Raw genomic sequence first — 26049 nt, 5'->3', positions numbered from 1 at the left:
CCCGCTCAGCGGGGGCTTTTTTATTGGGTTGACACCTATCGGGGGCGTCTATAGAATTGCGCCTCCTTTTAACGGGCGTATTGCGCCCGGTGGGAATAGCAGCCGGAGTCTGAAATCCAATGCAAAATCAGCAAATCCGTATCAGGTTGAAGGCTTTTGACCATCGCCTGATCGACCAATCAACCCAGGAAATCGTGGAAACCGCGAAACGTACTGGTGCTCAAGTGCGTGGTCCAATTCCACTGCCTACCCGTAAAGAGCGGTTCACCGTTCTGGTTTCCCCGCACGTCAACAAAGACGCGCGTGACCAGTACGAGATCCGCACTCATAAGCGTGTTCTGGACATCGTCCAGCCAACGGATAAAACCGTTGATGCGCTGATGAAGCTTGATCTTGCGGCCGGTGTGGAAGTGCAGATCAGCCTCGGCTAAGACTCGGTCTTGGTCGTGTAACGCTCTGAAATGGGCGGCCATAGCGGGTGAAAGCCCCGTACACTCATGAGGTTTACAACATGACTATTGGTGTAGTCGGTCGTAAATGCGGTATGACCCGTATTTTCACCGAAGAAGGTGTCTCCATTCCGGTCACGGTCATTGAGATCGAGCCGAATCGCGTCACCCAGTTCAAAACTGAAGAGACCGATGGCTATCGTGCAGTGCAAGTCACTGTCGGCGAGCGTCGCGCTTCGCGTGTAACAGCAGCTCAGGCTGGCCACTTCGCTAAAGCGAACGTTGCCGCTGGTCGCGCTACTATGGAATTCCGCCTTGAAGAAGGCGAGTACCAGGCTGGCGATCTGATCAACGCTGAAATCTTCGCCGCTGGTCAACTGGTTGATGTAACCGGTCAGTCCAAGGGTAAAGGCTTCCAGGGTACGATCAAGCGTTGGAATTTCCGCGGGCAAGATAACACCCACGGTAACTCCGTATCCCACCGCGTCCCAGGCTCTATCGGCCAGTGCCAGACTCCTGGTCGTGTATTCAAGGGCAAAAAAATGTCCGGTCATATGGGCGCTGAGCGCGTGACCGTGCAGTCCCTGGAAGTAGTGCGCGTGGACGCTGAACGCAATCTGTTGTTGGTCAAGGGTGCTGTTCCTGGCGCTACTGGCGGCAACCTGGTTGTACGTCCAGCAGCCAAGGCTCGCGGTTAAGGGGAAGCTGACATGCAATTAAATGTAAATGACGCTCAAGCGATCGAAGTTTCCGAACTGACATTTGGCGGCGAATTCAACGAGACGCTGGTTCACCAAGCAGTCGTGGCCTACATGGCCGGCGGCCGTCAAGGTAGCAAGCAGCAGAAGACCCGTTCCGACGTTCGTGGTGGCGGCAAGCGCCCATGGCGTCAGAAAGGTACTGGCCGTGCTCGTGCCGGTACTATCCGTAGCCCAATCTGGCGTGGCGGCGGTACCACTTTCGCAGCTCGTCCACAGGATCACTCCCAGAAGCTGAACAAGAAGATGTATCGCGCAGCAATGCGTTCCATCCTTGCTGAGCTGGTGCGTACTGATCGTCTGGTCGTGGTTCAGGATTTCGCTGTTGAAACTCCGAAAACCAAAGATCTGCTGGGCAAACTGAACAACATGAGCCTGACCGACGTTCTGATCGTGTCGGACGCTGTTGATCAGAACCTGTACCTGGCTGCTCGCAACCTGCCGCACGTAGATGTACGTGACGTGCAAGGTTCCGATCCAGTTAGTCTGATCGCATACGACAAGGTGTTGATCACCGTGTCGGCCGTGAAGAAATTCGAGGAGCTGCTGGGATGAACCAGGAACGCGTATTTAAAGTTCTGCTTGGCCCGCACGTTTCCGAGAAGGCTACGGTTCTGGCAGACAAGAAAGGCCAGTTCGTTTTCAAGGTTGCTACTGATGCAACCAAGCTGGAAATCAAGAAGGCCGTCGAAAGCCTGTTCAGCGTGAAAGTAGAGCGCGTCACTACCCTGAACGTTCTGGGTAAGAGCAAGCGCACTGCTCGCGGTCTGGGCAAGCGTAATGACTGGAAGAAGGCAGTTATCTCCCTTCAGCCAGGCCAAGATCTCGATTTCAGCAGCAGTGCTGAGTAAGGAAGGGGTGCATCATGGCAATCGTTAAATGCAAACCGACTTCCCCTGGCCGCCGTTTTGTGGTCAAGGTGGTCAACCAGGAGCTGCATAAAGGCGCTCCTCACGCACCGCTGCTCGAGAAAAAATCGAAGTCTGGTGGTCGTAACAACAATGGCCGTATTACCACTCGTCACATCGGTGGTGGTCATAAGCAGCATTACCGTATGGTCGATTTCCGTCGCAACGACAAAGATGGCATCGTCGCCACTGTCGAGCGTATCGAATACGATCCAAACCGTACTGCTCACATCGCACTGCTGTGCTACGCAGACGGCGAGCGTCGCTACATCATCGCCCCTAAAGGCGTGAGTACTGGCGACCAGCTGATCGCAGGCGCTCTGGCTCCAATCAAGCCAGGCAACGCTCTGCAACTGCGCAACATTCCAGTCGGTTCTACCGTACACGGCATCGAATTGAAGCCAGGTAAAGGTGCACAGATCGCTCGTTCCGCTGGTGCTTCGGCTCAGCTGATCGCTCGTGAAGGTGTCTACGTGACCCTGCGTCTGCGTTCCGGTGAAATGCGTAAAGTCCTGGCTGAATGCCGTGCGACCCTGGGTGAAGTCTCGAACTCCGAGCACAGCCTGCGTTCGCTGGGTAAAGCTGGTGCCAAACGCTGGCGTGGCGTTCGCCCAACCGTTCGTGGTGTTGCCATGAACCCGGTTGACCACCCACATGGTGGTGGTGAAGGTCGTACCTCTGGTGGTCGTCATCCGGTATCGCCATGGGGCTTCCCGACTAAGGGCGCGAAGACTCGTGGTAATAAGCGTACCGACAAAATGATCGTCCGTCGTCGCAAGTAAATAGAGGGATACGACAGTGCCACGTTCTCTGAAAAAAGGTCCTTTTATTGATCTTCACCTACTGAAGAAGATCGAAGTGGCGGCGGAAAAGAACGATCGCAAACCAATTAAAACCTGGTCGCGTCGTTCGATGATCCTGCCACAAATGGTCGGTCTGACCATCGCAGTACACAACGGTCGTCAGCACGTCCCAGTTCTCGTTAACGAAGACATGGTCGGCCACAAACTGGGCGAGTTCGCCGGTACCCGCAACTATCGCGGGCACGTGGCTGACAAGAAAGCCAAGCGTTAAGGGGTAAGGAAATGGAAGTAGCCGCTAAGTTGTCGGGCGCTCGAATCTCCGCCCAGAAAGCCCGCTTGGTCGCCGACCAGATCCGCGGGAAGAAGGTGGGCGAAGCGCTCAACCTGTTGGCTTTCAGCAGTAAGAAAGCCGCCGAGATCATGAAGAAAGTGCTGGAGTCGGCCGTAGCCAACGCCGAGCATAACGAAGGCGCAGACGTTGATGACCTGAAGGTCAGCACCGTTTTCGTCAACGAAGGGCGTTCGCTGAAGCGCATCATGCCACGTGCCAAAGGCCGTGCTGATCGCATCGTCAAGCGGTCTTGCCATATCACTGTCAAGGTTGCTGACAAGTAACGGAGTCGAAGAGATGGGTCAGAAAGTACATCCCATTGGCATTCGCCTGGGAATCGTCAAGGAGCACACCTCCGTCTGGTACGCAGACGGTCGGACTTATGCGGACTACTTGTTCGCAGATCTGAAAGTGCGTGAGTATCTCCAAGACAAACTAAAAAGCGCGTCCGTAAGCCGTATCGATATCCATCGTCCGGCCCAAACTGCACGCATCACCATCCACACCGCTCGTCCAGGTATCGTTATCGGGAAGAAAGGTGAAGATGTTGAGAAACTGCGTCAGGACCTGACCAAGCAAATGGGTGTGCCTGTGCACATCAATATCGAAGAGATCCGCAAGCCGGAGCTCGACGGTATGCTGGTTGCGCAGAGCGTAGCTCAGCAGCTGGAGCGTCGTGTAATGTTCCGTCGCGCTATGAAGCGCGCTGTACAGAACGCCATGCGCATTGGTGCCAAAGGCATCAAAATCCAAGTGAGCGGTCGTCTCGGCGGTGCTGAAATCGCACGTACTGAATGGTATCGCGAAGGTCGTGTGCCACTGCACACCCTGCGTGCCGACATCGACTATGCCAACTACGAAGCTCACACCACTTACGGTGTGATCGGTGTAAAGGTTTGGATCTTCAAAGGCGAAGTTATTGGTGGTCGCCAAGAAGAACTGAAACCACAAGCACCAGCGCCTCGTAAAAAAGCTGCTAAGTAAGGGGTACGCCAAATGTTGCAACCAAAGCGTACGAAGTTCCGCAAGCAGATGACCGGCCACAACCGTGGTCTGGCACTGCGCGGTAGCAAAGTCAGCTTCGGCGAGTTCGCGCTGAAGTCTGTTGCTCGTGGTCGTCTCACCGCTCGTCAGATCGAGTCAGCGCGTCGTGCTCTGACCCGTCACGTAAAACGTGGCGGCAAGATCTGGATCCGTGTATTCCCGGACAAGCCGATTTCCAAGAAACCTCTCGAGGTTCGTATGGGTAAAGGTAAGGGTAACGTGGAGTACTGGGTTGCCCAGATTCAGCCAGGCAAAGTCCTGTATGAAATCGAGGGTGTTTCTGAAGAGCTGGCGCGTGAGGCTTTCGCCCTGGCTGCTGCAAAGCTGCCGCTCGCCACCTCCTTTGTTAAACGGACGGTGATGTGATGAAAGCGAATGAACTTCGTGAAAAATCCGCACAGCAGCTGAACGAGCAACTGCTCGGCTTGCTGCGCGACCAGTTCAATCTGCGCATGCAGAAAGCAACTGGCCAGTTGGGGCAGTCTCATCTGCTCTCGCAAGTTAAGCGTGACATCGCTCGCGTGAAGACTGTGCTCAACCAGCAGGCAGGTAAGTGATCATGGCTGAAGCCGAAAAAACTGTCCGTACGCTGACTGGCCGTGTTGTCAGCGACAAGATGGACAAAACCATCACCGTTCTGATCGAGCGTCGCGTAAAGCACCCGATCTACGGTAAATACGTTAAGCGTTCGACTAAGCTGCACGCGCACGACGAAACCAATCAGTGCCACATCGGCGACAAAGTCACTATTCGTGAAACTCGTCCGATGGCCAAGACCAAGTCTTGGGCGCTGGTTGATGTTCTCGAACGCGCTGTGGAAGTCTAAGGGCTAGGGGTCGGAGAAATTATATGATTCAGACTCAATCCATGCTCGATGTGGCCGATAACAGCGGCGCTCGCCGTGTTATGTGCATCAAGGTGCTGGGTGGCTCCCATCGTCGTTACGCTGGTATCGGTGACATCATCAAAGTTACCGTGAAGGAAGCAATTCCTCGCGGTAAAGTGAAAAAAGGCCAAGTGATGACTGCTGTTGTAGTCCGCACTCGTCACGGCGTACGTCGTGCTGATGGCTCCATTATCCGCTTTGATGGCAACGCTGCTGTTCTTCTGAACAACAAGCAAGAGCCGATCGGCACCCGTATCTTTGGGCCAGTGACCCGTGAACTTCGTACTGAGAAGTTCATGAAGATCGTCTCGCTCGCCCCAGAAGTGCTGTAAGGAGATCCGACATGCAAAAGATTCGTCGTGACGACGAGATCATCGTGATCGCCGGCAAAGACAAAGGTAAGCGCGGTAAGGTGCTGAAGGTTCTTGCTGACAACCGTCTGGTTGTTGGTGGTCTGAACCTGGTCAAGCGTCATACCAAGCCTAACCCGATGTCGGGCGTACAGGGCGGTATCGTCGAGAAAGAAGCGCCACTGCACGCTTCCAACGTCGCCATCTTCAACGGCGAAACCAACAAGGCTGACCGCGTTGGTTTCAAAGTAGAAGACGGTAAGAAAATTCGTGTCTTCAAGTCGACCCAAAAAGCGGTTGATGCTTGAACACTGCTAGGTAGAAGACCATGGCACGACTAAAAGAGATTTACCGGAAGGAAATCGCTCCGAAACTTAAGGAAGAACTTAAGCTTTCGAACGTGATGGAAGTTCCGCGCGTTACCAAAATCACCCTGAACATGGGTCTGGGCGAAGCGATCGGCGACAAAAAAGTCATCGAGCACGCTGTTGCTGACCTGGAAAAGATCACCGGCCAGAAAGTCGTTGTGACCTACGCTCGTAAATCCATTGCTGGCTTTAAAGTCCGCGAAGGATGGCCGATCGGCGTCAAAGTGACCCTGCGCCGTGAGCGTATGTACGAGTTCCTGGATCGTCTGCTGTCGATCTCCCTGCCTCGGGTTCGCGACTTCCGCGGCCTGAATGCCAAGTCCTTTGATGGTCGTGGTAACTACAGCATGGGCGTGAAAGAGCAGATCATCTTCCCGGAAATCGACTACGACAAGATCGATGCTCTCCGCGGTCTGGACATTACCCTGACCACCACTGCCAAGAACGATGATGAAGGCCGCGCTCTGCTGCGTGCTTTCAAATTCCCGTTCCGCAACTGATTGGAGTAGGAAAATGGCCAAGAAGAGCATGAAGAACCGTGAGCTGAAGCGTCAGCTCACCGTTGCCAAGTACGCCACCAAGCGTGCAGCGCTGAAAGCTATCATCGTCGATCTGAACGCAAGTCCAGAAGCGCGTTGGGAAGCTACCGTAGCTCTGCAGAAGCAACCACGTGACGCAAGCGCTTCGCGCATGCGTAACCGTTGCCGCCTGACTGGTCGTCCGCACGGCGTGTACCGCAAGTTCGGCCTCGGCCGTAACATGCTGCGTCAAGCTGCAATGCGTGGTGACGTGCCAGGTCTGGTTAAGGCCAGCTGGTAATTGTTGTCAAAGTCTCGATGTTCGGGTTCGCAAGAACCTGACCATCGGTGGCCTTGAATCTGAATCAAGCCCCTTTTGGGGCTTGATTCATTTCTGGGGTGTGTCTAGAATGACCGGCTCGCCTGAGCCCGTGTTTTTCTGCCCGGAAGTTCTCGGCGACAAGTAGTAGCCGCAAGGCTAATTTTTTTGTATTAGGAGCGTCTAGCCCATGAGTATGCAGGACCCGTTAGCGGACATGCTAACTCGAATCCGTAATGCCCAGATGGCTGAAAAGTCTGTCGTAAGCATGCCGTCTTCCACGTTGAAGGCTGCTGTAGCAAAAGTCCTGAAGGACGAAGGTTACATCGCGGATTTTCAGATCACCACCGACGCCAAGCCGTCGCTGTCCATCTCGCTGAAGTACTTCGAAGGCCGTCCGGTTATCGAAGAAGTGAAGCGCGTTAGTCGTCCAGGCCTGCGTCAGTACAAGTCCGTTGAAGATCTGCCGAAAGTTCGTGGCGGTCTTGGCGTGTCTATCGTCTCCACCAACAAAGGTGTGATGACTGATCGTGCTGCGCGCGCTGCCGGTGTCGGCGGCGAAGTTCTTTGCACTGTGTTCTAAGGGGGGATAAGCATGTCTCGCGTCGCTAAGAACCCCGTTAAGCTGCCAGCCGGTGTCGAAGTCAAATTCGCAGGCCAACAGCTTTCGGTGAAGGGTGCCAAGGGCACTCTTGAACTGAACATCCATTCGTCCGTTGAGATCGTTGAAGAAGCTGGTGAGCTGCGTTTCGCTGCTCGCAATGGCGATCAACAAACTCGCGCAATGGCCGGTACCACGCGTGCGTTGGTAAACAACATGGTCCAGGGCGTAAGCCAAGGCTTTGAGCGCAAGCTCCAGCTGGTCGGTGTTGGTTACAAAGCGCAAGCAAAAGGTCAGGTTCTGAACCTGGCTCTTGGCTTCTCGCACCCAGTGGATTACGAACTGCCGGAAGGCATCACCGCTGAGACTCCTAGCCAGACCGATATCCTGATCAAGGGCATCGACAAGCAGCTGGTAGGTCAAGTGGCCGCCGAGATCCGCGACTTCCGTCCACCAGAGCCGTACAAAGGCAAAGGTGTGCGCTACGCGGACGAAGTCGTCCGTCGTAAAGAAGCCAAGAAGAAGTAGGGCATAGCAAATGACCGACAAAAAAGTTACTCGACTGCGTCGCGCTCGCAAAGCACGCCTGAAAATGCACGAACTCGAAGTCGTGCGTCTCTGCGTGTTCCGCTCGTCGCAGCACATCTACGCCCAGGTCATCTCGGCCGACGGCAACAAAGTCCTGGCAAGTGCCTCGACTTTGGATAAAGAACTGCGTGATGGTGCCACTGGCAACATCGACGCGGCCACAAAGGTTGGCCAGCTGGTCGCTACGCGTGCTAAGGCCGCTGGCGTATCGCAAGTGGCTTTCGACCGCTCTGGCTTCAAGTACCATGGCCGCGTTAAAGCGCTGGCTGATGCTGCTCGTGAAGCTGGGCTGGAGTTCTAAGTTATGTCAAATAACGACCAAAAGCGCGACGAAGGCTACATCGAGAAGCTGGTTCAAGTTAACCGCGTAGCCAAAACCGTTAAAGGCGGCCGTATCTTCACTTTCACCGCGTTGACCGTGGTTGGTGATGGTAAAGGGCGTGTTGGCTTCGGCCGTGGCAAGTCGCGTGAAGTGCCTGCTGCGATCCAGAAGGCAATGGAAGCTGCTCGCCGTAACATGATTCAAGTGGACCTGAACGGCACAACTCTGCAGTACGCGATGAAGTCCGCTCACGGCGCTTCGAAGGTGTACATGCAGCCTGCTTCTGAAGGTACCGGTATCATCGCTGGCGGCGCTATGCGTGCTGTCCTCGAAGTTGCTGGCGTTCAGAACGTTCTGGCCAAGTGCTACGGCTCGACTAACCCGGTAAACGTGGTTCACGCCACTTTCAAGGGTCTGAAGGCTATGCAGTCTCCTGAGTCCATCGCTGCCAAGCGTGGCCTGCGTGTTGAGGAGATCAAGTAATCATGGCTACCGTTAAAGTTACGCTGATCAAAAGCATGACCGGCCGCATCCCTAACCACAAACTGTGCGTTAAGGGTCTGGGTCTGCGTCGCATCGGTCACACTGTAGAAGTCCAGGATACTCCCGAGAATCGCGGGATGATCAACAAGGCTTACTACATGCTGCGTGTCGAGGGTTAATCGATGAAACTCAATGATCTGAGTCCAGCGCCGGGTTCCCGTCGCGAAAAGCATCGTCCGGGCCGTGGTATCGGTAGTGGTTTGGGCAAGACTGGTGGCCGTGGTCACAAAGGTCAGACCTCCCGCTCCGGTGGCACCATCGCTCCAGGCTTTGAAGGCGGTCAACAGCCGCTGCATCGTCGTCTGCCTAAGTTCGGTTTCGTTTCCCTCAAAGCCATGGATCGCGCAGAAGTGCGTTTGTCCGAGCTGGCTAAAGTGGAAGGCGACATCGTTACTGTGCAGTCCCTGAAAGATGCCAACGTGATCAACGTCAACGTACAGCGTGTGAAAATCATGCTGTCCGGTGAAGTGACTCGCGCTGTCACTATCGGCAAGGGAATCGGCGCCACCAAAGGTGCGCGTGCGGCTATCGAAGCAGCTGGCGGCAAGTTCGAGGAATAAATGGCTAAGCAAGGTGCTCTCTCTGCGCTCGGCAAAGGCGGTATGTCTGAACTCTGGGCTCGTCTGCGTTTTCTGTTCCTGGCGATTATCGTCTACCGAATAGGCGCACACATCCCGGTTCCAGGTATCAACCCGGACCGACTCGCAGACCTGTTTCGACAGAATGAGGGGACCATTCTTAGCTTGTTCAACATGTTCTCCGGCGGCGCGCTGGAACGGATGAGCATCTTTGCACTGGGGATCATGCCGTACATTTCGGCATCGATCATCATGCAATTGATGACCGCCGTCAGCCCGCAGCTGGAGCAGTTGAAGAAGGAAGGTGAAGCTGGCCGTCGCAAGATTAGCCAGTACACCCGCTACCTCACCGTCGCTCTCGCTCTGGTCCAGGCTATTGGCATGTCCATTGGTCTGGCGGGGCAGGGCGTCGCGTTCACTGGTGACTTTGGCTTCCATTTCGTCGCGGTAACCACATTTGTGGCTGGTGCGATGTTCATGATGTGGCTGGGTGAGCAGATTACTGAGCGTGGTGTTGGCAACGGTATCTCGATGTTGATTTTTTCGGGTATCGTCGCCGGTCTTCCGAGAGCAATCGGGCAGTCTTTCGAGTCTGCGCGTCAGGGTGATATCAACATCTTCGCCCTGGTTGCCATCGGTTTGCTGGCAGTAGCGATTATCGGTTTCGTGGTGTTCATTGAGCGTGGTCAGCGTCGTATCGCTGTTCATTACGCCAAGCGTCAGCAGGGCCGCAAGGTTTTTGCTGCGCAGACAAGCCACTTGCCGCTGAAGGTGAACATGGCCGGTGTTATTCCGGCTATTTTCGCGAGCAGCATTTTGCTGTTCCCGGCTTCGTTGGGTGCCTGGTTCGGTCAGTCTGAAGGTATGGGCTGGTTGCAGGACATCTCGCAGTCGATCGCTCCTGGTCAGCCGTTGAATATTCTGCTGTTTAGTGCAGGGATTATTTTCTTCTGCTTCTTCTATACGGCGTTGATGTTCAATCCGAAAGACGTAGCGGAAAACCTGAAGAAGTCCGGTGCCTTTATTCCGGGCATTCGTCCAGGTGAGCAGTCTGCGCGCTATATTGATGGCGTTCTGACCCGCTTGACCCTGTTCGGTGCTCTTTACATGACGGCCGTGTGCCTGTTGCCCCAATTCCTGGTGGTTGCAGCAAACGTTCCGTTCTACCTTGGCGGGACCTCGTTGCTGATCGTGGTCGTGGTTGTGATGGACTTCATGTCCCAAGTACAATCGCACCTCGTTTCGCACCAGTACGAATCCCTGATGAAGAAAGCCAACCTGAAGGGTTACGGCAGCGGCATGTTGCGCTGAGTACCCATAAGGTTCGAGGAGTTGGTGATGAAAGTTCGTGCATCGGTGAAAAAGCTGTGCCGTAACTGCAAGATTATTCGCCGCGAAGGTGTTGTTCGAGTAATTTGCAGCGCGGAACCGCGTCACAAACAGCGCCAAGGCTGAGTGTGATTGTGCTTCAAGCCCGGTAGCTAGTGCGCTACCGGGTTGATTATTTGTTATTACAGCGATATTATCTCGCGCCCTATTTCTTGGCTTCCGGGGCGTAGGTAGCTGTCAATTGGAGTCCCACTGAATGGCCCGTATTGCAGGCGTTAACATTCCAGATAACAAGCATACTGTTATCTCGCTGACCTACATCTATGGTGTTGGTCGCACTACTGCGCAGAAGATCTGTGCAGTGACTGGGGTAAACCCAGCAGCAAAGATCAAAGATCTGAGCGACGAGCAAATTGAACAGCTGCGTGGCGAAGTGGCGAAGTTCACCACTGAAGGTGACCTGCGTCGCGAAATCAACATGAAAATCAAGCGCTTGATGGACCTCGGTTGCTATCGCGGTCTGCGTCATCGTCGTGGTCTGCCAGTACGCGGTCAGCGTACCAAGACCAACGCGCGTACCCGTAAAGGTCCGCGTAAGCCGATCCGCAAGTAATCGCCCCAGCGAATCGACAGGAATTTAATCATGGCAAAACCTGCTGCTCGTCCTCGTAAAAAAGTTAAAAAGACAGTGGTTGATGGCATCGCCCACATCCATGCATCTTTTAACAACACCATCGTGACCATTACCGACCGTCAAGGTAACGCTCTTTCCTGGGCTACCTCCGGTGGTTCGGGTTTCCGCGGTTCCCGCAAGTCCACCCCGTTCGCTGCTCAAGTAGCTGCTGAACGTGCTGGTCAAGCTGCGCTGGAATACGGCCTGAAAAACCTCGACGTCAACGTCAAGGGTCCAGGTCCAGGTCGTGAATCCGCAGTCCGCGCTTTGAACGGCTGTGGCTACAAGATCGCCAGCATCACCGACGTGACGCCAATCCCGCACAACGGGTGCCGTCCGCCGAAGAAGCGCCGCGTGTAATCCAGGAGATTGTAAAGAATGGCTCGTTACATTGGTCCAAAATGCAAACTCGCTCGTCGCGAAGGCACCGATCTCTTCCTGAAGAGCGGCGTGCGCGCGATCGAATCGAAGTGCAACATTGAAGCAGCACCTGGTATCCACGGCCAGCGCCGCGGTCGCCAGTCCGACTACGGCACCCAACTGCGTGAAAAGCAGAAGGTCCGTCGTATCTACGGCGTTCTCGAGCGTCAGTTCAGCGGCTACTACAAAGAAGCTGCTGGCAAGAAAGGTGCAACCGGTGAAAACCTGCTGCAACTGCTCGAATGCCGTCTGGACAACGTTGTATACCGTATGGGCTTTGGTTCGACTCGTGCCGAATCCCGTCAACTGGTATCGCACAAGTCGATCAGCGTTAACGGTCAGACCGTAAACGTTCCGTCGTATCAGGTTCGTGCTGGTGACGTGGTTGCAGTTCGCGAGAAAGCAAAAAACCAGCTTCGCATTGTCCAAGCTCTCGATCTGTGTGCCCAACGTGGCCGCGTAGAATGGGTAGAAGTAGACACTGAGAAGAAGTCGGGCGTTTTCAAGAACGTTCCTGCTCGCAGTGATCTGTCCGCCGACATCAACGAAAGCCTGATTGTCGAGCTCTACTCCAAGTAAGGGCTAGAAAATAGGTGCATCCATGCAGATTTCGGTAAATGAGTTCCTGACACCCCGCCACATTGATGTGCAGGTTGTCAGTCCAACCCGCGCCAAGATCACTCTCGAGCCTCTCGAGCGTGGTTTTGGCCACACCCTGGGCAACGCGCTGCGCCGCATCCTGTTGTCCTCAATGCCCGGCTGCGCAGTAGTCGAGGCCGAGATTGACGGTGTGCTCCACGAGTACAGCGCCATCGAAGGTGTACAGGAAGACGTAATTGAAATCCTGTTGAACCTTAAAGGTCTGGCCATCAAGCTGCACGGTCGTGACGAAGTTACGCTGACCTTGTCGAAGAAGGGTTCGGGGGTGGTTACCGCTGCCGATATTCAGCTGGATCATGATGTCGAGATCGTTAATCCCGATCACGTAATCGCTAACCTGGCGTCTAACGGCGCCCTGAACATGAAGCTCACCGTAGCTCGTGGTCGTGGTTATGAGCCAGCCGACTCGCGTCAGAGCGATGAAGACGAAAGCCGCAGCATCGGTCGCTTGCAGCTCGACTCTTCGTTCAGCCCGGTTCGCCGTATCGCTTACGTGGTGGAAAACGCCCGTGTCGAGCAGCGTACCAACCTGGACAAGCTGGTTATTGATCTGGAAACCAACGGTACCCTGGATCCTGAAGAGGCTATCCGTCGCGCTGCAACCATCCTGCAACAGCAGCTGGCTGCGTTCGTCGACCTCAAAGGTGAAAGTGAGCCGCTGGTTGTCGAGCAGGAAGACGAGATCGATCCGATCCTGCTTCGCCCGGTTGACGATCTGGAACTGACTGTACGTTCGGCTAACTGCCTTAAGGCGGAAAACATCTACTACATCGGCGACCTGATTCAGCGTACCGAAGTAGAGCTGTTGAAGACTCCGAACCTGGGCAAGAAATCCTTGACTGAAATCAAGGACGTTCTGGCCTCCCGCGGTCTGTCCCTCGGCATGCGCCTCGACAACTGGCCGCCTGCAAGTCTTAAGAAGGACGACAAGGCGACTGCCTGATCGTCGTAATCACCGAACGTAGTGTTTGGTAAGGAATGAACCATGCGTCATCGTAAAAGTGGTCGTCACCTGAGCCGCACCAGCTCGCACCGCAAGGCCATGTTCCAAAACATGGCGGTGTCGCTGTTCGAGCACGAGCTGATCAAAACTACTCTGCCAAAAGCCAAAGAACTGCGCCGCGTTGCCGAGCCGCTGATCACTCTGGCCAAGACAGACAGCCTGGCTAACCGCCGTCTGGCTTTCGACCGTACTCGTTCGAAAGCTATCGTTGGTAAGCTCTTCAACGACCTGGGCAAGCGTTACGCTACCCGTGAGGGTGGCTACCTGCGCATCCTCAAGTGCGGTTTCCGCGCTGGCGACAACGCGCCTATGGCGTACGTCGAGTTGGTTGATCGTGCTACTGCTGGCGAAGCTGTATCCGCCGAGTAAGACGTCAGTCTGAAACGAAAAACCGGGCCTAGTGCCCGGTTTTTTGTGTCTGTAAGAAATGCGCCGTCCATACAAGTTTCTGACATGGTTGAACTGCCACTATGTGCCGGGAAAACATAATTAGTAATTATCTATCGATGCTTGCAGGTTAATGAATTTGTAGCTGTAACGTCGATGATCAATACTTCCCGCCAAGCCCATTAGCCGGCAGTTCAAGACTGACAGAGGAAGAAGACCGCATGAGCCAGACCAAGACGCTTACAACCGCCAGTGGCGCGCCAGTCGCTGATAACCAGAATTCCCGTTCCGCCGGCCCACGCGGTCCGCTGCTTCTCGACGATTTCCATCTGATCGAAAAACTCGCGCACTTCAACCGTGAAAACATTCCTGAGCGCCGTGTCCACGCTAAAGGCTCGGGCGCCTACGGCACGTTCACCGTCACCCGTGACATCACGGAATACACCTGTGCCAAGCTGTTTGAATCGGTAGGCAAACAAACGCCAACCTTTCTGCGCTTTTCCACCGTAGGTGGCGAGCGTGGTTCAGCCGACACCGAGCGCGATCCGCGCGGCTTCGCCTTGAAGTTCTACACCGAGGAAGGCAACTGGGACATCGTTGGCAACAACACGCCAGTGTTCTTCATCCGTGATCCGCTGAAGTTTCCGGACTTTATCCACACGCAAAAGCGTCTGCCGCAAAGCAACTTGAAAAGCGCGCAGATGATGTGGGATTTCTGGTCGCATTCGCCTGAGGCGCTGCACCAGGTCACTATCCTGTTTTCTGATCGTGGCATCCCTGACGGCTATCGCCATATGCATGGCTTCGGCAGTCACACTTACAGCCTGATCAACGCCAAGGGCGAGCGTCACTGGGTGAAGTGGCACTATAAGACTCAGCAAGGCATCAAGAACCTGGCACCAGCCGAGGCCGCCCGTTTGGCCGGTACCGACCCGGACTATGCGCAGCGTGACCTGTTCGAGGCCATCGAGCGCGGTGAATTCCCGAAATGGCGCGTGTGCATTCAGATCATGACCGAGGCGCAAGCGGCGGCTCATTACGAGAACCCATTCGACGTGACCAAGACCTGGTCGCAGAAGGAGTTTCCGTTGATCGAAGTTGGTGAGCTGGAGTTGAACCGCAACCCGCTGAACTACTTCGCTGAAGTTGAACAGGCTGCGTTTGGCCCGAGCAACATGGTGCCAGGCGTGGGTCTGTCGCCGGACCGTATGCTGCAGGGTCGCGTATTCGCCTACGCTGACGCGCACCGCTACCGTGTGGGCACCAACCACCAGCAATTGCCGGTGAACGCTCCGCGCAGCCCGGTGAATACTTATCAGCGTGACGGCTCCATGGCGTTCGGCAGCAATGGCGGCGCGGCGCCGAACTATGAACCGAACAGCTACGTTGAGTCGCCGAAACAAGCGCCACATTACGCTGAGCCAGCGCTGGCCTTGAGCGGTGCCGCTGATCGCTATGATCACCGCGAAGACACCGACTACTACAGCCATGCCGGTGCCTTGTTCCGCTTGATGAGCGAAGAGCAAAAAGCGCTGCTGGTCAGCAACATTGCCGGCGCAATGGCGGGTGTTTCCAGCGACGTCGTCGATCGCCAGTTGCAGCATTTCTACAAAGCCGATCCAGCGTATGGAGAAGCAATCGCAAAGCTGCTTAGCCTACAGCTTAACGAAGTCTAAACGAGAAGCAGAACCGCCCTCATTTGGGCGGTTTTTGCGTTATTTGGCCTGCTTTTCTCAGAATATCTTCGCTTTTATTGCGCGCGGTGAGTGACCTTCCAGTCAGGTTGGTTCAAACTACAGACTTTCAGGAAGGGAGATGTAGGGCGATGCAAGGCCACCCAGATGTAATCGATTACCTCAATACGTTGCTGACCGGCGAACTGGCCGCGCGTGACCAATATTTCGTTCATTCGCGGATGTATGAGGACTGGGGGTTTACCAAGCTCTACGAGCGCATCAACCACGAGATGGAAGAAGAGGCCGGCCACGCCGATGCATTGATGCGGCGGATTCTGATGCTCGAAGGCACGCCGCGCATGCGTCCGGATGATCTGGACGTCGGCACCACGGTGCCTACGATGCTCGAAGCTGATCTGCGCCTCGAATACAAAGTCCGCGCTGCGCTGTGCAAAGGCATCGAACTTTGCGAGCAACACAAGGACTACGTCAGTCGCGAAATTCTGCGGGTTCAGCTCAACGACACCGAAGAAGATCACACCTACTGGCTGGAAAAGCAGTTGGGCCTGATCAAGCTGATCGGTCTCGAGAACTACCTGCAATCCCACGCGTCCTGATTGCACCAGCTACAAAAAAGCCCCTGGCACCTCAACGGTGACAGGGGCTTTTTCATGCCTGGCAGTTACGCCCGATCGCGGATCAGCAGCGGCTTGAGGTAATGGCCGGTGTGAGATTGCTTCATCTCGGCAACTTCCTCCGGCGTACCGGTGGCAATGATCTGCCCGCCCTTGGAACCGCCTTCAGGACCGAGGTCCACCAGCCAGTCAGCGGTCTTGATCACATCGAGGTTATGCTCGATCACCACCACGGTGTTGCCGTGATCGCGCAGACGATGCAGAACATCGAGTAACTGCTGGATATCGGCGAAGTGCAGGCCGGTGGTTGGCTCGTCGAGGATATACAGGGTTTTGCCCGTATCGCGTTTGGACAGCTCGCGCGACAACTTGACCCGCTGTGCTTCACCGCCGGACAGGGTCGTCGCCGACTGCCCGAGCTTGATGTAGGACAGGCCGACATCCATCAGCGTTTGCAGCTTGCGCGCCAGTGCCGGCACCGCATCGAAGAATTCCCGTGCTTCCTCGATGGTCATTTCGAGGGTTTCGTGGATGCTCTTGCCCTTGTATTTGATCTCAAGGGTTTCGCGGTTGTAGCGCTTGCTCTTGCACACATCGCAGGGCACGTAGATGTCCGGCAGGAAGTGCATTTCCACCTTGATCAGGCCATCACCCTGGCACGCTTCGCAGCGACCGCCCTTGACGTTGAACGAGAAACGCCCCGGGCCGTAACCCCGGGAGCGCGACTCGGGCACGCCGGCAAACAGTTCGCGGATCGGCGTGAACAGCCCGGTATAGGTCGCCGGGTTGGAGCGCGGCGTACGACCGATCGGGCTCTGGTCGATGTCGACGACTTTGTCGAGATGTTCCAGACCTTTGATGCTGTCATGTGCGGCCGCTTCCAGCGTGGTCGCACCATTGAGCGCCGTGGCGCTCAGCGGGAACAGCGTGTTGTTGATCAGTGTCGATTTGCCCGAACCGGATACGCCAGTCACGCAAGTCAGCAAGCCGATCGGGATGTCCAGATCGACATTGCGCAGATTGTTGCCGCGCGCACCTTTGAGCGACAGGTTGAGCTTCTTGTTGCGCGGCGTGCGTTTGGCCGGCACTTCGATCTTCACCCGGCCGGACAGGTATTTGCCGGTCAGCGAGTCAGGGTGTGCCATGACTTCGTCCGGCGTGCCCTCGGCAACGATCTGCCCGCCGTGCACACCGGCGCCCGGGCCGATATCGACGACATAGTCAGCCAGACGAATCGCGTCTTCATCATGCTCGACCACGATTACCGTGTTGCCGATATCGCGCAAATGCTTGAGCGTACCGAGCAGCCGATCGTTGTCGCGCTGATGCAGGCCAATGGATGGTTCATCGAGGATATACAGAACGCCGACCAGGCCGGCGCCAATCTGGCTGGCCAGACGAATCCGTTGCGCCTCGCCACCGGAGAGCGTGTCCGCGCTGCGATCCAGCGACAGATAGTCGAGTCCGACGTTGACCAGGAACTGCAGACGCTCGCGAATTTCCTTGAGAATCTTGTCAGCGATCTCGCCACGCCGACCGGTCATCTTCAGCGCACCGAAGTATTCACAGGCATCGCCGATCGGCAGATTGGTCACTGCCGGCAGGGTTTTCTCACCGACCCAGACGTGCCGGGCTTCGCGGCGCAAACGCGTGCCACGGCAATCCGGGCAGGCCTGATGGCTGAGGAACTTGGCCAGCTCTTCGCGCACGCTCGCCGATTCGGTTTCGCGATAGCGTCGCTCAAGATTCGGCACGATGCCCTCGAAGGGGTGCGAGCGTTTGACGATGTCGCCACGGTCGTTCAGGTATTTGAAGTCGACGTTCTGCGAGCCGCTGCCATGCAGGATGAACTTCTGCTGCTCGGCGCTCAGGTCGTTGAAGGGCTTGTCCAGACTGAATTTGTAGTGCGAGGCGAGTGAGCCAAGCATCTGGAAGTAATAGACGTTGCGCCGGTCCCAGCCACGGATCGCGCCCTCGGCCAGGGTCAGCTCGCCATTGACCAGACGCTTGATGTCGAAGAACTGCTTCACACCCAGGCCATCACAGGTCGGGCAGGCGCCGGCCGGGTTGTTGAAGGAAAACAGCTTGGGTTCCAGCTCGCTGATCGCATGGCCGCAGATCGGGCAGGCGAAGCGTGCGGAGAAGATCATTTCTTCGCCGGGCTCGTCGTCCATCGGCGCGACCAGGGCAATGCCGTCGGCGAGTTTCAGCGCAGTCTCGAAAGACTCGGCGAGGCGCTGCTGCAGATCGGCGCGGACCTTGAAGCGGTCAACGATCACATCGATCGAATGCTTCTTCTGTTTATCCAGCTTCGGCAGCTCGTCGAGCTCGCAAATGCGTCCGTTGACCCGAGCGCGGACGAAACCTTGCGCACGCAATTCTTCGAAGACCGACAGGTGTTCGCCTTTGCGTTCGCGGATCACCGGCGCCAGCAGCATGAGTTTGCTGCCTTCCGGCTGCGCCAGCACCAGATCGACCATCTGGCTGACGGTCTGCGCCTCCAGCGGAATGTCGTGATCCGGGCAACGCGGCGTACCCACGCGGGCATAGAGCAAGCGCAGGTAGTCGTAGATTTCGGTGATGGTGCCGACCGTCGAACGCGGGTTGTGCGAGGTCGACTTTTGTTCGATGGAGATCGCCGGCGACAGGCCTTCGATGGTGTCGACGTCGGGTTTTTCCATCATCGACAGGAACTGCCGGGCATAGGCCGACAGCGATTCGACATAGCGGCGCTGACCTTCGGCATACAGCGTGTCGAACGCCAGGGACGACTTGCCGGATCCGGACAGGCCGGTGATGACGATCAGTTTGTCCCGTGGCAGGGTCAGGTCGATGTTCTTCAGGTTGTGGGTACGGGCCCCACGTATCAGGATCTTGTCCAAAGTGGCCTCGCTTGGCGGGCGTCGAAAACGTAGGAGTATACGGGCAAATACTGGATGGATGCACACTATCCAACGAAGGGCGTTTTGCCGTTCATGAAGAGAGTTTCATCTATACGCGTCATAGCGTCGCGATATACCCCGTCTTCCGATGGGACTGGTAGAATCGCCGCCGGTTCACACGAGGTTTTTCCATGCACGATCCCCACAGCGAACGCATGAGTGGCAGCGAGACCCGCGCGGCGAGCGGTCTGGCCCTGGTGTTCGCCTTCCGTATGCTTGGCATGTTCATGGTGTTGCCGGTGCTGGCGACCTATGGCATGGATCTGGCGGGAGCGACCCCGGCCCTGATCGGGCTGGCGATTGGCGCTTACGGTCTGACCCAGGCAATTTTCCAGATTCCGTTCGGGATCATTTCCGACCGCATCGGTCGCCGGCCGGTGATCTACCTCGGCCTGATCGTGTTCGCTCTCGGCAGTGTTCTGGCTTCCCAGGCCGATTCGATCTGGGGCGTGATCGCCGGGCGAATCCTGCAGGGCGCCGGGGCGATTTCCGCAGCGGTGATGGCGCTGCTTTCCGACCTGACCCGCGAGCAGCATCGCACCAAAGCCATGGCGATGATCGGCATGACCATCGGCCTGTCGTTCGCCGTGGCCATGGTGGTCGGGCCGTTACTGACCAGTGCGTTCGGGCTGTCCGGGCTGTTCCTCGCCACTGGCGCCATGGCGCTGGTCGGCATCCTGATCATCATGTTCATGGTGCCGCAATCCACCGGGCCGTTGCAGCACCGTGAGTCCGGCGTCGCCCGGCAGGCACTGATGCCGACGCTCAAGCACCCGGACCTGCTGCGCCTGGATCTGGGCATCTTTGTGTTACATGCCATGTTGATGTCGAGCTTCGTCGCCTTGCCGCTGGCACTGGTGGAAAAAGCCGGTTTGCCCAAGGAACAGCACTGGTGGGTCTACCTCACCGCGCTGCTGATTTCGTTCTTCGCCATGATCCCGTTCATTATCTACGGCGAGAAGAAACGCAAAATGAAACGAGTTTTGCTCGGCGCCGTCATGACATTGATGCTGACTGAACTATTCTTCTGGCAGTTCGGCGACAGCCTGCGTGCTCTGGTGATCGGTACGGTGGTGTTTTTCACCGCGTTCAATCTGCTCGAGGCATCGTTGCCGTCGCTGATCAGCAAGGTTTCACCGGCAGGCGGCAAGGGCACGGCCATGGGCGTGTACTCCACCAGCCAGTTCCTCGGTTCGGCACTCGGCGGGATACTCGGCGGCTGGTTGTTCCAGCATGGCGGTCTGTCGGTTGTGTTCCTCGGATGCGCCGCGCTGGCTGCACTTTGGCTGGCCTTTGCTGTTACCATGCGCGAACCTCCCTACGTGACGAGCCTGCGCTTGCCGTTGTCGCCCGAAGCGATCCGCGAAGCGGGTCTGGTCGAGCGCCTCAAGGCCCTGGTAGGGGTAACAGATGCAGTGATAGTCGCCGAAGAGGCGGCTGTTTACATCAAACTGGACAAAGAATTAGTGGATCGCACCACCCTCGAACGCCTGGTCAACAACCCGGCCGGGGCTGCGTGCGACGCTTAGGAGAACGTTATGGCCCGTGGGGTTAACAAAGTCATATTGGTCGGCACTTGCGGCCAGGATCCCGAAGTTCGCTACCTGCCTAACGGTAATGCCGTGACCAACCTGAGTCTGGCCACCAGCGAACAATGGACCGACAAGCAGACCGGTCAGAAGGTCGAGAAAACCGAATGGCACCGCGTATCGATGTTCGGCAAGGTTGCCGAGATCGCCGGTGAATACCTGCGCAAGGGTTCGCAGGTCTACATCGAAGGCAAGCTGCAGACCCGCGAGTGGGAAAAGGACGGCATCAAGCGTTACACCACTGAAATCGTGGTCGACATGCAAGGCACCATGCAACTGCTCGGCGGCCGTCCACAACAGGGCGACCAGCAAGGCGGCGGCAACAACTACCAGCAGCAGGCGCCACGTCAGCAGGCACCGCGCCCGCAGCAGTCGGCTCCACAGCAGCGTTCGGCTCCGCAAGCACCGCAGCAGGCCGCACCGCAACCGGCTCCGGATTTCGACAGCTTCGATGACGATATTCCGTTCTGATTTGCCGCTGTAACCGTCTTGAATGAAAAAGGCCCGCCGCTTAAACGACGGGCCTTTTTTGTGAGGCTATTTCAGCGCGACCCTTATCACCTGTAGGAGCTGACGAGTGCAACGAGGCTGCGATCTTTTGACGTTGCTTCTGAAGATCAAAAGATCGCAGCCTCGTTGCACTCGTCAGCTCCTACATGAGGAATTGTTTCAGTCGAGGATCAGGTGCGGCAAAAATCGACTTGAATCCTTGGTGATCAGACTATTGTCTTCACGCACACCAATCCCCGCTGCCTCATCGCCAATCACCCACGAGCCAATCAGCGTGTAGCTGTCGCCAAACTTCGGCAGCGGTGCGAACTCCTGCAGGATGAATGGCGCATCGGTGTAAGGCCCGTCCTCTTTGACGATCAGACCTTCCACTGTTTGCAGTTCGATGTTGGCACCTTCGCGGGAAAAGTACGGCTTGCGCACCCAGCCCTTCGGCACCGCACTCTGCGGATTCGGATCAAGGTGCGCAGCGAGCAGATTCGGATGTCCCTTGTGCAATTCCCACAGCAGCGGCAGGGCACCTTTGTTCGACAGAATCGCCTTCCACGCCGGTTCGAAAAACTGCGTATCGCATTCGGCGATCGCTGCGCCGAACGGCTCGTGGAAGATGAATTCCCAGGCGTGCAGCTTGAACAGGTGCGGGATCCAGCGATCCTGCAGATCGACGAAACGACCTTCAGCCGTCAGGCCAATGTCTTCGATATCGATGTGGCGTGATTCGATGCCGACCTTTTCCGCGATCAGCCGCAGGTAATCGGTGGTGCCTTTGTCCTCGACCGAATCCTTCATCGACGCAAAGTAGAACGGCCGCTTCAACTGCAACTCGGCGAAGGCCTGATGCAGCTTGGTGTCGATGCTGTTGAACTGGTCAGCATGTGGCGGCAGCGTGCCACGCTCGATGCACTGTTCCAGCCAGCCCCATTGAAACGCCGCCGCCTCATAGAGGCTGGTCGGCGTGTCGTAGTTGAGCTCCAGCAGTTTCGCCGGCCCGTTGCCGCTGTAGGAAAAGTCCATGCGACCGTACAGATGCGGATGACCCTCGCGCCAGGAGGTGCGGATCATGTCGTAGTACGCCGCCGGGATACTCAGTCGATCGAGCAACTCCTCGCTGTTGACGACGCGATCCACCAGATCCATACACATCTCGTGCAGTTCGGTAGTCGGGTCTTCCAGATCGTTTTCGATCTGCGCGAGGCTGAACTGGTAGTAGGCGCTTTCGTCCCAGTACGGTTCGTCGTCGATGGTGTGGAACAGGAAACCGAGGCTTTCAGCGGTGTGTTTCCAGTCGGGGCGCTCGGCGCAGTGGATCTTTTTCATGTCAGCTGCTCGAGCGTCCGGAACTGCTGCCCCAGCCACCCCAACCGCTGCGGGCGCTGGACTGGCTGCCGAAGCCGCCGCGCGAAGTCGACGACGCAACGTTCACCGGTTTGCTCTTGCTGCTCTCGTAATCCGACTGGCTGCGCGAGGTTGTGTCAGCTCGGCGGTACTGCGTTGAGGTGTTGTACGGCTGGCGCGTTTCGCGATCACGGTAAACGGTGCGTTCGGCGTTGTTGCTCATTGCGTTGCCGATCAGCCAGCCGGTCAGCCAGCCATTGCCGCCGCCACCTGAGCCACCGGAATAGTGCGAGCCGCCGTGGCTGGCACTGCTGCTGGTGGTGTCTCCCGCCGGCATTTGCGAATTGGCGATGGCATCTAGATCTTGCGGCGTCTCGGCATTGCCCGGCACTTTGAAGCCGCCGAGTTTCGGCACGAAACGGCCATCGGAATTTTTCTGACACCAGCCAGCGGCGAAGTCTGCGTCGCACTTGGCCTTGTCGGTGTAGGCCGGGGCGATGCGCCGGTGTTCGTTCAGGGCGGCGACGTAGGCGCTGGAGCAGAGATCGGCGGCCAATTCGGCGTCGACACACTGTTCAACGCTCTGGAAGTTGCGCGGCTGATCCAGCGCCGCTGCTTCACCGGAAATCGCCATCGCCACCGATGCGGCGAGGGACAATTGCACGTATTTGCTGCGTTTCATCGAGAGGCTTCCTGCCGGTCAGTGGGACGGGGTCATGCACGCGGCATTGAGCATGCCGACGCTGATCGCCACGGCAGCCACATAGATGCCGGCGGCGACTTCGCCGTTGGCGATGCGCTGGGAAGTGCCCTTGAGCACCAGCCCGGTAGCGACAAACGCCAGCAATTGCACGACGGCGGCGATGACCGCCCAGAGGACAAAGTCGAGCACGTTGACCGAGTAGGCGATCACGTTGCTCGCCGGAATGGCGAAACCGATGATCGCCCCGGACAGGGCAATGGCGGCGGCAGTGTTGCCGGCGCGGATCAGCTCGAATTCCTTGTGCGCGGTGATGCGCGTGTAGACGAATTGAAACAGCATGAACAGCAACACGGCGCCGATCAGGTAGACGACAAAACCGACCAGCGCGGTTTTGTTCAGAGAAACGGCCAAGACTTCCAGCATGAAAAACTTCCTTTTTTAGATGGCGCTCAAATCAGTCGTGTACAGCGAGATGCCCAGCGAGGTGCTCAGGCTGACGGTGCCTTCTTCGTCCTGTTCGACGGAGAACAGCAGCAGTTCGCGGCGATCGGTCAGACCGGTGTCGCGGGCATACAGCATGGCGTGGTGCTTGATGGTGTAGGACTCGTCCGGATTGACCACGTGTTCGGTCATTGGCACCAGTTCAGTCTGCTGCAGTTCGGTGCCCCATTCGCGGGTGTATTCAACACCGTCGTGGTTGTAGGTCGGCAGACCGATCAGGCTGTTCGGGCCGGCCAGACGCTGCAGTTCGGCGTCACTGTTGACCGTCACGTAGCTGAGGTAATTGAACAGGGTGACCGACTCGACCTGATCATCGCCGGTGACGTGGATCTGCACCCAGAAATCCTCGTCGTTCATGTAATAGCGGTGCAATTTATTGGACTGGCCGAGATCGACCCAGCCGGCGCTCCACACCGCTTGATCGAATGGCACCCGCACCGACGTCGAGCCTTCCAGCAGCAACGCCAGGGTCGTGTCGAAGCGCACGCCTTTGCCTTGAGCCATGCCCAGTGGGCCGCTGGCGGCGGTGGTCGTTGGCGCAGCGGTCTGCCAATTGCTGGTGCCGAGCAAGTCTTTAAACCATCCCATGGGTACGTTCCTTGAAGCGGGTGGAGGTGTTCGGGGGTGAAAAAGTGGCGGTAGTGTAACGGGCGAAGCGGTGAACGAGCAGGGGCAATTACGCCGCAAAACCATGTGGGAGCGAGCCTGCTCGCGAATGGGTTGTGTCAGTCACTCGATTATTTGACTGTCACGACGCTTTCGCGAGCAGGCTCGCTCCCACAAGTTACCGTTCAGTCATTACTGCGCGGACTTCTGCTTCAGGCGCTCAAGGATCGCATTGGCGCTGCCTTCGTTCGGCGTGATGCCGGCGTCGCGCAGTTTGCGTTCCAGGTCGTTGCCGGTAGAGGCGTCGGCCAGTTCGTCCGCTGCGCTCAGCTCGGCAGCGCGTTGCTGCTGCTTGGCTTGCAGGCGGTTCAGGGTGCCGACCGCGGTTTCCAGTTTGCCGTTGGCGCCGCCGCTGGCAATCGAGGCGCTGACCTGGGCTTTCTGCACGCTATCGCGGGCCTTGGCCATGTCCACTTGCTGGCGCAGGCTCTTGATCCGCGATTCGGCTTTGCTGATGTCTTTGCGCATGTTGTCGGCGTAGGCGCCGAATTCATCGCTGAGTTTCTTCTCGGCAGCGAGGTCGTTGGTCAGGGTCGAAATCGCTTCGGCCACTTCCAGCGCCAGGTCTTCACGGCCGGCATTCAACGCGGCCACAGCCTTGGCTTCGAGGTCCTTGATCTTGGCGTCGTATTCGCTGACGCGGTCGGCGGCCAGTTTGTGCTTGGCCATGATCGTTACCAGTTCGCGGCGGGCATTGGACAGCGCGGTGTCCGCGTCGCGGATTTCCTGATCGAGGATGCGCAGGGCCTGCTGGTCGGCGATGGCTTCGCCGACTTCATTGGCGCCGCCGCGCAGTGCGGTGAACAACTTGCTCCAGATGGACTGAGTCATTGGATATTCCCTGTTGATTACTTGAAGAAGTGTTCGAAGGCTTCGCTGGCGCGCTGCACGTTGTCGACCAGGGTTTTCACCTCGGTGACTACGTTGGTCAGGCTCGAATCAGCACTGAGGGCGCCGAACATGTTGTAGACGGTCTGTCCGTTCGGCATCGATTCGATCCCGATCGAAGACAGCGGGAACATCTCGCGGCTGCGCAGTACGGCATCGTTGAACGCCTGGACATTGCTGATCGAATCGATGTCCACCAGCACGGTGTCGACGATGATCTGCTGGCCGGCCAAGGCGATATGAATCGGCAGGCCGCCGAATTCGTTCATTTCCAGCTTGATGCTCGGTTCGGAGCTCTGGATCAGGGACAGCGAAATCTCTTGGGAAGCCACCTCGTCCAGCGCCTTGAGGGCATTGAAGAGGCTGTCGATGGTCCAGTTGTTGCCTGCGCTCATGTATTTCTCCGACATGAAAGAGCCAGCCAGAATCGGTTGGCGTAGCTGTTGCTCCATTTGCTTGAGCAAGCTTCGGTTTTCCGGAAGCACCCAAGTTTCGTGTTTCACATAACCGGCGGCGGCCAGGCCTGCGCGCATCTGCTTCATGTAGAAGCTCGACGGTTTTTTCGCTGACGTCTTGCCACGCTCGCCCTTGGGGCTGGCTGCGGCAGGCGTCGGAGTGCGGCTTGTCATGGCTGGAATCCGGTTATGAGCGTCTCACGCGTGGGCCACACTACAACCAATGCAAAGTGCCATCAATGACTCACGCGTGAGATTTTCATGACAGACGCAAAAAGGCCCGCAACGCGGCGGGCCTGTGGATTGCGCTG

39 protein-coding genes are annotated in these 26049 nt (G+C 57.0%); 32 read left to right on the top strand and 7 right to left on the bottom strand.

The window, feature by feature from the left end:
• The first annotated feature begins 119 nt into the window (after window positions 1–119).
• The 30 genes from rpsJ to bfr all read left to right on the top strand — a co-directional run bounded on the left by rpsJ (window position 120) and on the right by bfr (window position 16131).
• Complete coding sequence (gene rpsJ / locus ACZ9BE_RS21520) at window positions 120–431, top strand: 30S ribosomal protein S10 (RefSeq protein WP_003186070.1); 312 nt, start codon at window positions 120–122, stop codon at window positions 429–431.
• Between the two features lie 80 nt (window positions 432–511).
• Entirely contained in the window at window positions 512–1147 is a 636-nt protein-coding gene (gene rplC, locus ACZ9BE_RS21515) for a 50S ribosomal protein L3 (RefSeq protein ID WP_123448313.1), read from the top strand.
• Between the two features lie 12 nt (window positions 1148–1159).
• Window positions 1160–1762: a 50S ribosomal protein L4 gene (gene rplD / locus ACZ9BE_RS21510; RefSeq protein ID WP_003228735.1), complete on the top strand. Its 603-nt coding sequence runs from the start codon at window positions 1160–1162 to the stop codon at window positions 1760–1762.
• On the top strand, window positions 1759–2058 hold the full coding sequence (gene rplW / locus ACZ9BE_RS21505; protein WP_002555488.1) for a 50S ribosomal protein L23: 300 nt from the start codon (window positions 1759–1761) through the stop codon (window positions 2056–2058). Before rplD ends, rplW begins: the two co-directional genes overlap by 4 nt.
• A 14-nt stretch (window positions 2059–2072) precedes the next feature.
• A complete protein-coding gene (gene rplB / locus ACZ9BE_RS21500) occupies window positions 2073–2897 on the top strand; it encodes a 50S ribosomal protein L2 (RefSeq protein ID WP_476249921.1) in 825 nt (274 codons plus the stop codon).
• A 16-nt stretch (window positions 2898–2913) separates the two neighbouring features.
• Window positions 2914–3189 (top strand): 30S ribosomal protein S19, encoded by a 276-nt coding sequence (rpsS, locus tag ACZ9BE_RS21495; protein ID WP_011336172.1) that lies wholly within the window; start codon window positions 2914–2916, stop codon window positions 3187–3189.
• Between the two features lie 11 nt (window positions 3190–3200).
• On the top strand, window positions 3201–3533 hold the full coding sequence (gene rplV / locus ACZ9BE_RS21490) for a 50S ribosomal protein L22 (protein ID WP_003103908.1): 333 nt from the start codon (window positions 3201–3203) through the stop codon (window positions 3531–3533).
• Between the two features lie 13 nt (window positions 3534–3546).
• Complete coding sequence (rpsC, locus tag ACZ9BE_RS21485) at window positions 3547–4233, top strand: 30S ribosomal protein S3 (protein ID WP_003176422.1); 687 nt, start codon at window positions 3547–3549, stop codon at window positions 4231–4233.
• A gap of 12 nt (window positions 4234–4245) precedes the next feature.
• Complete coding sequence (gene rplP, locus ACZ9BE_RS21480) at window positions 4246–4659, top strand: 50S ribosomal protein L16 (RefSeq protein WP_003228729.1); 414 nt, start codon at window positions 4246–4248, stop codon at window positions 4657–4659.
• On the top strand, window positions 4659–4850 hold the full coding sequence (gene rpmC, locus ACZ9BE_RS21475) for a 50S ribosomal protein L29 (RefSeq protein WP_002555481.1): 192 nt from the start codon (window positions 4659–4661) through the stop codon (window positions 4848–4850). The genes rplP and rpmC overlap by 1 nt, the downstream gene beginning before the upstream one ends.
• 2 nt (window positions 4851–4852) lie before the next feature.
• Entirely contained in the window at window positions 4853–5119 is a 267-nt protein-coding gene (gene rpsQ, locus ACZ9BE_RS21470; protein ID WP_003194644.1) for a 30S ribosomal protein S17, read from the top strand.
• A gap of 23 nt (window positions 5120–5142) precedes the next feature.
• On the top strand, window positions 5143–5511 hold the full coding sequence (gene rplN / locus ACZ9BE_RS21465; protein ID WP_002555479.1) for a 50S ribosomal protein L14: 369 nt from the start codon (window positions 5143–5145) through the stop codon (window positions 5509–5511).
• A gap of 11 nt (window positions 5512–5522) precedes the next feature.
• On the top strand, window positions 5523–5837 hold the full coding sequence (gene rplX, locus ACZ9BE_RS21460) for a 50S ribosomal protein L24 (protein WP_003186046.1): 315 nt from the start codon (window positions 5523–5525) through the stop codon (window positions 5835–5837).
• 20 nt (window positions 5838–5857) lie between these two features.
• Window positions 5858–6397, top strand: a complete 540-nt coding sequence (rplE, locus tag ACZ9BE_RS21455; RefSeq protein ID WP_003210069.1) for a 50S ribosomal protein L5 — start codon at window positions 5858–5860, stop codon at window positions 6395–6397.
• A 13-nt stretch (window positions 6398–6410) separates the two neighbouring features.
• Complete coding sequence (rpsN, locus tag ACZ9BE_RS21450) at window positions 6411–6716, top strand: 30S ribosomal protein S14 (protein ID WP_003186042.1); 306 nt, start codon at window positions 6411–6413, stop codon at window positions 6714–6716.
• 208 nt (window positions 6717–6924) lie between these two features.
• The gene (gene rpsH / locus ACZ9BE_RS21445) at window positions 6925–7317 is read left to right on the top strand and encodes a 30S ribosomal protein S8 (protein ID WP_016772944.1); all 393 of its coding nucleotides are present in this window, start codon (window positions 6925–6927) and stop codon (window positions 7315–7317) included.
• Window positions 7318–7329: 12 nt separating this feature from the next.
• The gene (gene rplF / locus ACZ9BE_RS21440; RefSeq protein WP_003228722.1) at window positions 7330–7863 is read left to right on the top strand and encodes a 50S ribosomal protein L6; all 534 of its coding nucleotides are present in this window, start codon (window positions 7330–7332) and stop codon (window positions 7861–7863) included.
• A 10-nt stretch (window positions 7864–7873) separates the two neighbouring features.
• On the top strand, window positions 7874–8224 hold the full coding sequence (rplR, locus tag ACZ9BE_RS21435) for a 50S ribosomal protein L18 (RefSeq protein ID WP_003186037.1): 351 nt from the start codon (window positions 7874–7876) through the stop codon (window positions 8222–8224).
• 3 nt (window positions 8225–8227) lie between these two features.
• Entirely contained in the window at window positions 8228–8728 is a 501-nt protein-coding gene (gene rpsE, locus ACZ9BE_RS21430; protein ID WP_007955637.1) for a 30S ribosomal protein S5, read from the top strand.
• Window positions 8729–8730: 2 nt separating this feature from the next.
• On the top strand, window positions 8731–8907 hold the full coding sequence (gene rpmD, locus ACZ9BE_RS21425; RefSeq protein ID WP_003176408.1) for a 50S ribosomal protein L30: 177 nt from the start codon (window positions 8731–8733) through the stop codon (window positions 8905–8907).
• Between the two features lie 3 nt (window positions 8908–8910).
• The gene (rplO, locus tag ACZ9BE_RS21420; protein WP_003228720.1) at window positions 8911–9348 is read left to right on the top strand and encodes a 50S ribosomal protein L15; all 438 of its coding nucleotides are present in this window, start codon (window positions 8911–8913) and stop codon (window positions 9346–9348) included.
• Window positions 9349–10677 (top strand): preprotein translocase subunit SecY, encoded by a 1329-nt coding sequence (gene secY / locus ACZ9BE_RS21415; protein WP_016772945.1) that lies wholly within the window; start codon window positions 9349–9351, stop codon window positions 10675–10677. It begins immediately after the preceding gene.
• A gap of 27 nt (window positions 10678–10704) precedes the next feature.
• Entirely contained in the window at window positions 10705–10821 is a 117-nt protein-coding gene (rpmJ, locus tag ACZ9BE_RS21410) for a 50S ribosomal protein L36 (protein WP_002555468.1), read from the top strand.
• A gap of 130 nt (window positions 10822–10951) precedes the next feature.
• Window positions 10952–11308 carry a 30S ribosomal protein S13 gene (rpsM, locus tag ACZ9BE_RS21405; protein WP_003186020.1) on the top strand — a complete coding sequence of 119 codons (357 nt, stop codon included), beginning with the start codon at window positions 10952–10954 and terminating at the stop codon, window positions 11306–11308.
• 30 nt (window positions 11309–11338) lie between these two features.
• Entirely contained in the window at window positions 11339–11728 is a 390-nt protein-coding gene (rpsK, locus tag ACZ9BE_RS21400; protein ID WP_002555466.1) for a 30S ribosomal protein S11, read from the top strand.
• Window positions 11729–11746: 18 nt separating this feature from the next.
• On the top strand, window positions 11747–12367 hold the full coding sequence (gene rpsD, locus ACZ9BE_RS21395; RefSeq protein WP_003176404.1) for a 30S ribosomal protein S4: 621 nt from the start codon (window positions 11747–11749) through the stop codon (window positions 12365–12367).
• 22 nt (window positions 12368–12389) lie between these two features.
• Window positions 12390–13391 (top strand): DNA-directed RNA polymerase subunit alpha, encoded by a 1002-nt coding sequence (locus tag ACZ9BE_RS21390; protein ID WP_016772946.1) that lies wholly within the window; start codon window positions 12390–12392, stop codon window positions 13389–13391.
• A gap of 42 nt (window positions 13392–13433) precedes the next feature.
• Window positions 13434–13820, top strand: coding sequence for a 50S ribosomal protein L17 (rplQ, locus tag ACZ9BE_RS21385; protein ID WP_003176402.1), 387 nt, complete (start codon window positions 13434–13436; stop codon window positions 13818–13820).
• 239 nt (window positions 13821–14059) lie between these two features.
• On the top strand, window positions 14060–15514 hold the full coding sequence (locus tag ACZ9BE_RS21380) for a catalase (RefSeq protein ID WP_476249920.1): 1455 nt from the start codon (window positions 14060–14062) through the stop codon (window positions 15512–15514).
• Between the two features lie 149 nt (window positions 15515–15663).
• Window positions 15664–16131, top strand: a complete 468-nt coding sequence (gene bfr, locus ACZ9BE_RS21375; RefSeq protein ID WP_016772947.1) for a bacterioferritin — start codon at window positions 15664–15666, stop codon at window positions 16129–16131.
• A gap of 65 nt (window positions 16132–16196) precedes the next feature.
• Here bfr and uvrA read toward each other — a convergent pair whose 3' ends face one another.
• The gene (uvrA, locus tag ACZ9BE_RS21370) at window positions 16197–19031 is read right to left on the bottom strand and encodes an excinuclease ABC subunit UvrA (RefSeq protein ID WP_039761937.1); all 2835 of its coding nucleotides are present in this window, start codon (window positions 19029–19031) and stop codon (window positions 16197–16199) included.
• Between the two features lie 191 nt (window positions 19032–19222).
• On the opposite strand from uvrA, the gene ACZ9BE_RS21365 reads away from it, so the two are divergent.
• Window positions 19223–20620, top strand: coding sequence for an MFS transporter (locus ACZ9BE_RS21365; RefSeq protein ID WP_041477665.1), 1398 nt, complete (start codon window positions 19223–19225; stop codon window positions 20618–20620).
• A 9-nt stretch (window positions 20621–20629) separates the two neighbouring features.
• Window positions 20630–21151: a single-stranded DNA-binding protein gene (locus tag ACZ9BE_RS21360; protein WP_041477666.1), complete on the top strand. Its 522-nt coding sequence runs from the start codon at window positions 20630–20632 to the stop codon at window positions 21149–21151.
• A gap of 198 nt (window positions 21152–21349) precedes the next feature.
• On the opposite strand, the gene ACZ9BE_RS21355 is transcribed toward ACZ9BE_RS21360, so the two are convergent.
• The 6 genes from ACZ9BE_RS21355 to ACZ9BE_RS21330 all read right to left on the bottom strand — a co-directional run bounded on the left by ACZ9BE_RS21355 (window position 21350) and on the right by ACZ9BE_RS21330 (window position 25825).
• Window positions 21350–22507, bottom strand: a complete 1158-nt coding sequence (locus tag ACZ9BE_RS21355) for a glutathionylspermidine synthase family protein (protein ID WP_236169660.1) — start codon at window positions 22505–22507, stop codon at window positions 21350–21352.
• 1 nt (window position 22508) lies between these two features.
• On the bottom strand, window positions 22509–23207 hold the full coding sequence (locus ACZ9BE_RS21350) for a DUF1190 domain-containing protein (RefSeq protein ID WP_041477668.1): 699 nt from the start codon (window positions 23205–23207) through the stop codon (window positions 22509–22511).
• Window positions 23208–23225: 18 nt separating this feature from the next.
• Window positions 23226–23651, bottom strand: coding sequence for a DUF350 domain-containing protein (locus tag ACZ9BE_RS21345; RefSeq protein WP_016772952.1), 426 nt, complete (start codon window positions 23649–23651; stop codon window positions 23226–23228).
• A 15-nt stretch (window positions 23652–23666) separates the two neighbouring features.
• The gene (locus ACZ9BE_RS21340) at window positions 23667–24317 is read right to left on the bottom strand and encodes a DUF2491 family protein (RefSeq protein ID WP_217852902.1); all 651 of its coding nucleotides are present in this window, start codon (window positions 24315–24317) and stop codon (window positions 23667–23669) included.
• Window positions 24318–24527: 210 nt separating this feature from the next.
• Window positions 24528–25226, bottom strand: a complete 699-nt coding sequence (locus tag ACZ9BE_RS21335; protein WP_041477670.1) for a PspA/IM30 family protein — start codon at window positions 25224–25226, stop codon at window positions 24528–24530.
• Window positions 25227–25243: 17 nt separating this feature from the next.
• Window positions 25244–25825, bottom strand: coding sequence for a YjfI family protein (locus tag ACZ9BE_RS21330; protein ID WP_225914461.1), 582 nt, complete (start codon window positions 25823–25825; stop codon window positions 25244–25246).
• Between the last annotated feature and the right edge of the window lie 224 nt (window positions 25826–26049).

The organism is Pseudomonas sp. TE9122, from assembly GCF_056278925.1.
The sequence above is the reverse complement of the archived record's forward strand: the minus strand, read 5'-3'. Positions and strand labels throughout refer to the sequence as shown.